We start from the raw sequence: 7,380 nt of genomic DNA, 5'->3' as shown, positions 1-7,380 counted from the left end.
GGCCAACGCCCGAGCGCGGCACCCAAGAGGAGAACCACCATGAAAGCCCGCACCCTGTTCGCCACCGCCCTGACCGCCATCGCACTCAGCGCGTCGCTCACCAGCCTCGCCCACAGTGCCGAGGCCACGACCTACCGCTACGGCCAGAACCTGGATATCGCCAAGGTGATTTACATCGACGCGCCCAACAGCCCGCAGTGCGAAGTGGTCACGGCAACGATGACCTACCGCAACAGCGCGGGTGACGTGGAAGTTCTCGACTTTGAGCAGCTCTCCAGCGCCTGCGCCAGCCAGAGTTGATGATCAAGACCTGCCCGCCCGGCAAGCCAGAGGGCAGCCACTGAAAAGAGTGATCCCCGCCACCGGCAACGGTGGCGGGGATTCGTTCATGGCCAGTCAGCCGCGCGGATGGTGCTGCGCATGCAACTCCTGCAGGCGAGCGCGAGCGATGTGGGTGTAGATCTGCGTGGTGGACAGGTCGCTGTGGCCCAGTAACATCTGCACCACCCGCAGATCGGCGCCGTGATTGAGCAGATGAGTCGCGAAGGCGTGGCGCAGCGTGTGCGGCGACAACGCCTTGCTGATGCCAGCGACCTGCGCCTGATGCTTGATACGATGCCAGAAGGTCTGCCGAGTCATCTGCTCGCCACGCAGGCTGGGAAACAGCACATCGCTGGGCTTGCCGCCCAGCAACAGCGGGCGCGCCTCACGCGTGTAGCGCTCGATCCAGGCAATGGCCTCTTCACCCAATGGCACCAGACGCTCCTTGCTACCTTTACCGAACACCCGCAGCACACCCTGGCGCAGATTGACCTGCTCCAATGTCAGCCCAACCAACTCACTGACCCGCAAACCGCAGGCATAAAGCACCTCGAGCATGGCGCGATCACGCAGGCCGATTGGGTCATCCAGGTCTGGCGCCTGCAGCAGCGCTTCGACATCCGCCTCGGACAATGACTTGGGCAGTGGCCGACCGATCTGCGGCAAATCGATCTGCAAAGTCGGATCTTCACTGATCAGCGTTTCGCGCAGCAAAAAACGGTAGAAACCACGCACCCCTGAGAGAAAGCGCGCAGTGGAACGCGCCTGATAGCCCTGCTCGAGGCGCCAGGCCAGGTGATCGAGAATGGCGTCACGGCCGACGTGCTGCAGGGCCAGACCGCGCCCATCGAGCCAGGCATTGAAGTGTTCCAGATCACTACGATAGGCGGCCTGGGTGTGGGCGGAGAGTCCCTTTTCCAACCACAGGGCTTCGAGGAAGCGTTCGATCAGAGGATGAGTTAACGTTGCCATCGAGGGTCCATGACGAAATATGATTGCTAGTTTTCCACAGCCCCACCGCGATAGGGAGATCCAATGAGCGAGACTCATATCCTGCTGAGCCTGGGCGGCATCGGCCTGCTGGCCCTGGCCAGTCAATGGCTAGCCTGGCGCCTGCGCCTGCCGGCCATCCTGTTCCTGCTGTTCGGTGGCATTCTCGCTGGCCCGTTGCTGGGCATGCTCGATCCGCAGGAGCTGTTCGGCCCCCTGCTGTTTCCGTTCATTTCCCTGGCCGTGGCGCTGATCCTGTTCGAAGGCAGCCTGACCCTGCACCTGTCGGAATGGCGCGAGATCGGCAGGGTGGTGCGGCGCCTGGTAACCATCGGCGCACTGCTCACCTGGGCGGTAATCACCGTCGCCAGTCATTATCTGCTGGGGTTCTCCTGGGACCTGGCACTGCTGTTCGGCACGCTTACGCTGGTTACTGGCCCCACCGTGATCGCCCCGATGCTGCGCGTGGTCCGACCCACATCAGCGGTGGCGAACATCCTGCGCTGGGAGGGCATCGTCATCGATCCCATCGGTGCTCTGCTGGCAGTGGTGACTTTCGCCTTCATCGTCAGTTACGCAGAAGGTAACGCCATGAGCGAGAGCCTGAGCACCTTCGCTGCGGTGATCGCTTGCGGCAGCCTGCTCGGCGCGGGTGCGGGCTGGGCCTTCGGCATCGTCCTGCGACGACGCTGGCTGCCGGAGTACCTGCATAATTTCGCGTCCCTCGCTGCAGTGCTGGGAATTTTCATCGCCGCCAACCTGATGGTGCATGAATCCGGCCTGCTCGCCGTGACGGTCATGGGCATGTGGCTGGCCAACATGCGCGGCGTGGACATCAGGCCGATCCTGCACTTCAAGGAAAACCTCAGCGTGCTGCTGATCTCCGGTCTGTTCATCATCCTCGCCGCTCGCCTGGACCTGCAGGCGCTGCTGGCACTGGGCCCGGCAACGCTGGCCTTGCTCGCGGTCATCCAGCTGATCGCACGCCCACTGAATATCGCCGTCTGCACCCTGGGCTCCAACCTCAACTGGCGCGAGCGCGCCCTTCTGGCCTGGATCGCACCACGTGGCATCGTCGCTGCTGCAGTCTCGGCGATCTTCGCCCTGCGCCTGGAGCAACAGGGCAATGAACAAGCCCACCTGCTGGTGCCGCTGACCTTTCTGGTCATCATCGGCACCGTGGTCCTGCAGAGCGCGACGGCGCGGCCTCTGGCGCGACTGCTCAAGGTCGCCGAACCCTCACCCAGCGGTTTCCTGATCGTCGGCGCGAACCCGGTCGCGCGAGCGCTGGGCAAAGCCATCCAGGGCCTGGGCAGCCAGGTCTTGCTGACCGATTCCAGCTGGGAAAACATCCGCGCTGCACGCATGTCCGGCCTGCCCACCTTCTTCGGCAACCCGACCTCGCAACATGCCGAGGCGCACCTGGATCTGGTCGGCCTGGGTCACCTGCTGGCACTGACGCCCTCGGCAGAACTCAATGCTCTGGCCTGCATGCATTTTCGTCACGACTTCCCCGGTAACCGGCGCTTTACCCTGCCCACCAGCGCCGACGGCAGGCGCAGCGACAAGCACCGCAGCAGTGATGAGGTACGCGGGTTGCCGCTGGGCGGACAGCCACTGAGCTTTCCGCAGTTCGCCAGCCGCCTGGCGCGCGGCGACGAAGTACGCAGCACCACTCTGACCCAGACCTTCGACTGGAATGCCTACAACGCCCTCTACGGCAAACGAGCCACACTGTTGCTGGCTCGCGCACCGAATGGGTGGCTGCATATCGCCACGCAACCTCTGAGCTTCACTCCTGGTACCGGCTGGACATTGATGGCACTGATCGAATCAGAAGAACCAGCCAGCGAGCCCAGTGCGCAGGAAGCCCACGCCGCCATGTGAGTCCCGAGCGGCCAGCCTGACAGTCAGCTTGTGCCCCCGAGATGCGGGCTGACTACTGATCGAAGCCCGGCAAGACCGGCACGGGCTTTTGCTGATCATCGACGGCAACGAAGCTGAAGCTGCCGCTGATCGCCCGCTCGCGCCCTTCCTGATACAGCCCCTCGACGAACACCTCGACCTCGACCTTGAGACTGGTGTTGCCGACCTTGATCACCCGCCCGATCAACTCGACGATGGAGCCGGCCGGTATCGCATGCTTGAAATCGATGCGATCACTGGACACCGTCACCAGCGGCAAACGGCAGAAACGCGTGGCAGCGATGAACGACACTTCGTCCATCCAGGCCAGCGCGGTGCCGCCGAAGAGGGTGTTGTGATGATTGGTGGTCGGCGGAAACACCGCCTTGGTCACGCGGGTTTCCGACAGCACAATGCGCCGCTGAATCTCTTGCTCTCTTGGAGTCATGTCACTGCCACTCATGATTACTGGAAGCCAGAAACGACAAAAGCAGCCCGAAGGCTGCTTTTGTCAGAAAAGCGTCCGAACTTAGGACAGCTTTTCCTTGATGCGTGCGGCTTTGCCGGACAGGTCGCGCAGGTAGTACAGCTTGGCTTTGCGCACGTCACCGCGACGCTTGACGCTCAGGCTGTCGACCAGCGGCGAGTAGGTCTGGAAGGTACGCTCGACGCCAACACCGCTGGAGATCTTGCGCACGGTGAAGGCGCTGTTCAGGCCGCGGTTACGCTTGGCGATAACGACGCCTTCGAAGGCCTGCAGACGCTGACGGTCGCCTTCCTTCACTTTCACCTGAACGACTACGGTGTCGCCCGGGGCGAAAGTCGGGATTTCTTTGTTCATCTGCTCGGCTTCGAGCATCTGGATAATCTTGTTGGTCATGCTGCGCTCCTAAGACAAGCCTCCCGGCCTGCCATCGATACGTTAACTATCGTCCCGCTGGCGGATGTATTCCTCCAGCAGCTTTTTCTCTTCTCCAGAAAGCGAGCGGCTATCCAGAAGATCAGCGCGACGTTCCCAGGTCCGACCAAGGGACTGCTGTAAACGCCAGCGCCGGATGTGTTCGTGGTTGCCACTCAGCAACACTTCGGGAACACGTTTATCCGCATACACCTCCGGGCGGGTGTAGTGCGGGCAGTCGAGCAGGCCATCCGTAAAGGAGTCCTCCTCGGCCGAATCGGCATGACCCAATGCACCAGGCAAAAGGCGCGTCACCGCATCGATCAGCACCATGGCCGGCAGCTCACCGCCGGACAGGACGTAGTCGCCAATCGACCATTCCTCATCGACATGCGTTTCGATGAAACGCTCGTCGATGCCTTCATAACGACCGGCAATCAGGATCAGTGCATCTTCCTGAGCCAGCTCGCGGACCGCAGCCTGATTCAGGCTACGTCCCTGCGGCGACAGGTAGATCACCTTCGCCGTCTCTCCCGCGGCTTGCTTGGCACTGGCCAAGGCATCCTCGAGAGGCTTGATCTTCATCACCATCCCCGGACCACCGCCGAAAGGGCGGTCATCCACCGTATGGTGACGATCGGTCGTGTAGTCTCGCGGGTTCCAGCAATTGAGCTTGAGCAGCTCCTGCTTGACCGCACGACTGGTAATGCCGTACTCGCCAATGGCAGCAAACATTTCCGGGAACAGGGTGATGACTTCTACGCGCATGAGCCTTAGAAATCCGCATCCCAGTCGACCCGCATCTCGCCGGCTGCCAGGTCGATCGAAAGCACGCACTGATCCGTATAGGGCAGCAGACGCTCGCGATCATCCAGACTGCCCGCGCAGGGCTTGACCACCATCACATCGTTGGCACCGGTTTCGAACAAGTGGTCGACCACACCGAGCAACTGCCCCGCCTGATCAATGACCTTCAAGCCCTGTAACTGGTACCAATAGAACTCGCCATCTTCCAGATCCGGCAGCTCGCTACGCGGCACGCAGATCTCGAAGCCGGCGTAGGTACGCGCGATTTCTCGATCATCCAGACCTTTCAACTTGGCTACCAGCACCTTGCCCTGAAGGCGGCCGCTGGCCAGTTCCACTTTCTTTACCTCACCGTCACGCTTGAGCGTCCAGTTGCGGTAATCGAGCACGTTATCGATAGGATCGGTAAAGGAGTACACCTTCACTTCACCCTTGACGCCGTGCACCGAAACAATCTTGCCGAGAACGATCAAATCCTCGGCGACGGCCGGCGTCGTACTCATAAAGATGCTTAGGCAGCAGCCTTGGCAGCTTCCTTGAGCAGCTGAGCAACACGCTCAGACGGCTGAGCGCCCTGGCCCAGCCAGTAGGTCGCACGCTCTTGGTCGACGGAAAGACGCACTTCGCCACCGGCAGCGATCGGGTTGAAGAAACCGATACGCTCAACGAAACGACCATCGCGCGCATTGCGGCTGTTGGTCACGGTCAGGTGGTAGAAGGGGCGCTTTTTGGAGCCGCCACGAGCAAGACGGATGGTTACCATGTGAACATCGTTCCTATAGTCGGTGCTAACTTGAGGCACACATTAAAAATGGGCCTGGGCCCGAAAGGCCGCATATTCTATGAGCAAAAGCGACAAGCTTCAAGCCACAAGCTACAAGTAAAAGCAGATTTCCAGACTGCAGCTCTTTCTTGCGGCTTGAAGCTCCTGGCTTGTGGCTGCTTTGCCTAGAATTTCGGCATGCCACCGCCGCCGGGCAGCATACCGCCCATGCCGCGCATCATCTTGGCCATACCGCCCTTGGCGGTGAATTTCTTCATCATCTTCTGCATCTGCTTGTGCTGCTTGATCAGCCGACCAATGTCCTGCACCTGGGTACCGGAACCCAGAGCGATGCGACGCTTGCGCGAGCCGCTGATGATATCCGGGTCGCGGCGCTCGGCAGGGGTCATCGAGTTGATGATCGCCTCCATCTGCTTGAACTGCTTCTCGGCCGCGCCCTGGGCGCTGCCCATCTGCGACAGGTTGACGCCACCAATGGACGGCAGCTTGTCCATCAGGCCGCCAAGGCCGCCCATGTTCTTCATCTGCTGCAGCTGATCACGGAAGTCTTCGAGATCGAAGCCCTTGCCCTTCTTCAGCTTCTTGGTGAGCTTCTCGGCCTTCTCGCGATCAAGGGTCTGCTCAGCCTGTTCGATCAGGCTGAGCACGTCACCCATGCCGAGGATGCGCGAGGCGATACGATCCGGGTGGAAGGGCTCGAGCGCGTCACTCTTCTCGCCCATACCGATGAACTTGATCGGCTTGCCGGTGATGTGGCGCACGGACAAGGCCGCACCGCCCCGCGCATCACCGTCGACCTTGGTCAGCACCACGCCGGTCAGCGGCAACGCTTCGCCGAACGCCTTGGCCGTGTTGGCGGCATCCTGACCGGTCATGGCATCGACCACGAACAGCGTCTCGACCGGGTTGACCGCAGCATGCAGCGCCTGGATCTCGGCCATCATCTCGGTATCCACGGCCAGGCGACCGGCGGTATCGAGAATGACCACGTCAATGAACTTCAGCTTGGCTTCGCGGATCGCTGCATTGGCGATATCCACCGGTTTCTGGCTGGCGTCGGAGGGGAAGAAGGTCACCCCGAGATCGCTCGCAAGGGTTTCCAACTGCTTGATTGCCGCCGGACGGTAAACGTCGGCCGACACCAGCAGCACAGACTTCTTCTTGCGCTCCTTGAGGAACTTGGCCAGCTTGCCGGCAGTGGTGGTCTTGCCCGCCCCCTGCAGACCCGCCATCAGCACCACGGCAGGTGGCGCCGCATTGAGTGCCAGATCTTCGTTGGCCGCGCCCATCAGCTCTTCCAGCTCGGCGCGGACGATCTTCACGAAGGCCTGCCCCGGGGTCAGGCTCTTGGAAACTTCGGTGCCAACGGCGCGATCCTTGACCTTGCCGACGAAGTCCTTGACCACCGGCAGCGCCACGTCGGCCTCGAGCAGGGCCATGCGCACTTCGCGCAGGGTGTCCTTGATGTTGTCTTCGGTGAGCTTGGCCTTGCCCGTGACGTTACGCAGCGTCTGGGACAGGCGATCGGTAAGATTTTCGAACATGCGCGTTCCTTTGATAGGTGCGACCCGGCGCGCCGGGTGTGCGACAGGCGGCGGATTATAGCGAAGTCGCCGAGCTGCCGACACCGCCGGCAGTCTTTCGTGCTGATGCCCTTCTGTGCCACACTCAGCGC

General features: G+C 61.5%; 9 protein-coding genes. 2 read left to right on the top strand and 7 right to left on the bottom strand.

From position 1 onward, the window contains the following. Nucleotides 1-39 precede the first annotated feature (39 nt). Nucleotides 40-300, top strand: coding sequence for a DUF2790 domain-containing protein (locus tag INS93_RS18865; protein WP_192984835.1), 261 nt, complete (start codon nucleotides 40-42; stop codon nucleotides 298-300). A gap of 96 nt (nucleotides 301-396) precedes the next feature. On the opposite strand, the gene xerD is transcribed toward INS93_RS18865, so the two are convergent. Then, the gene (gene xerD, locus INS93_RS18860) at nucleotides 397-1,293 is read right to left on the bottom strand and encodes a site-specific tyrosine recombinase XerD (protein ID WP_046492770.1); all 897 of its coding nucleotides are present in this window, start codon (nucleotides 1,291-1,293) and stop codon (nucleotides 397-399) included. A gap of 63 nt (nucleotides 1,294-1,356) precedes the next feature. Between xerD and INS93_RS18855 the strand changes: the two genes are divergently transcribed. Beyond that, a complete protein-coding gene (locus INS93_RS18855) occupies nucleotides 1,357-3,198 on the top strand; it encodes a cation:proton antiporter (RefSeq protein WP_192984832.1) in 1,842 nt (613 codons plus the stop codon). A gap of 52 nt (nucleotides 3,199-3,250) precedes the next feature. Here INS93_RS18855 and INS93_RS18850 read toward each other — a convergent pair whose 3' ends face one another. From INS93_RS18850 to ffh, 6 genes are all read right to left on the bottom strand, one after another. Beyond that, complete coding sequence (locus INS93_RS18850) at nucleotides 3,251-3,664, bottom strand: acyl-CoA thioesterase (RefSeq protein WP_160016606.1); 414 nt, start codon at nucleotides 3,662-3,664, stop codon at nucleotides 3,251-3,253. 81 nt (nucleotides 3,665-3,745) lie between these two features. Next, a complete protein-coding gene (rplS, locus tag INS93_RS18845) occupies nucleotides 3,746-4,096 on the bottom strand; it encodes a 50S ribosomal protein L19 (RefSeq protein ID WP_003246155.1) in 351 nt (116 codons plus the stop codon). Nucleotides 4,097-4,138: 42 nt separating this feature from the next. Further along, a complete protein-coding gene (gene trmD, locus INS93_RS18840; RefSeq protein ID WP_021488829.1) occupies nucleotides 4,139-4,882 on the bottom strand; it encodes a tRNA (guanosine(37)-N1)-methyltransferase TrmD in 744 nt (247 codons plus the stop codon). 5 nt (nucleotides 4,883-4,887) lie between these two features. After that, nucleotides 4,888-5,424 (bottom strand): ribosome maturation factor RimM, encoded by a 537-nt coding sequence (gene rimM, locus INS93_RS18835; protein WP_046492759.1) that lies wholly within the window; start codon nucleotides 5,422-5,424, stop codon nucleotides 4,888-4,890. 8 nt (nucleotides 5,425-5,432) lie between these two features. Beyond that, a complete protein-coding gene (gene rpsP / locus INS93_RS18830; RefSeq protein WP_003246162.1) occupies nucleotides 5,433-5,684 on the bottom strand; it encodes a 30S ribosomal protein S16 in 252 nt (83 codons plus the stop codon). Nucleotides 5,685-5,869: 185 nt separating this feature from the next. Continuing rightward, entirely contained in the window at nucleotides 5,870-7,249 is a 1,380-nt protein-coding gene (gene ffh / locus INS93_RS18825) for a signal recognition particle protein (RefSeq protein WP_192984830.1), read from the bottom strand. Between the last annotated feature and the right edge of the window lie 131 nt (nucleotides 7,250-7,380).

The sequence above is a fragment of the Pseudomonas sp. EggHat1 genome, assembly GCF_014892995.1.
Classification (GTDB): domain Bacteria; phylum Pseudomonadota; class Gammaproteobacteria; order Pseudomonadales; family Pseudomonadaceae; genus Aquipseudomonas; species Aquipseudomonas chaetocerotis.
Note: the sequence above shows the minus strand (reverse complement) of the source record. Positions and strands in the feature narration are given on the sequence as shown.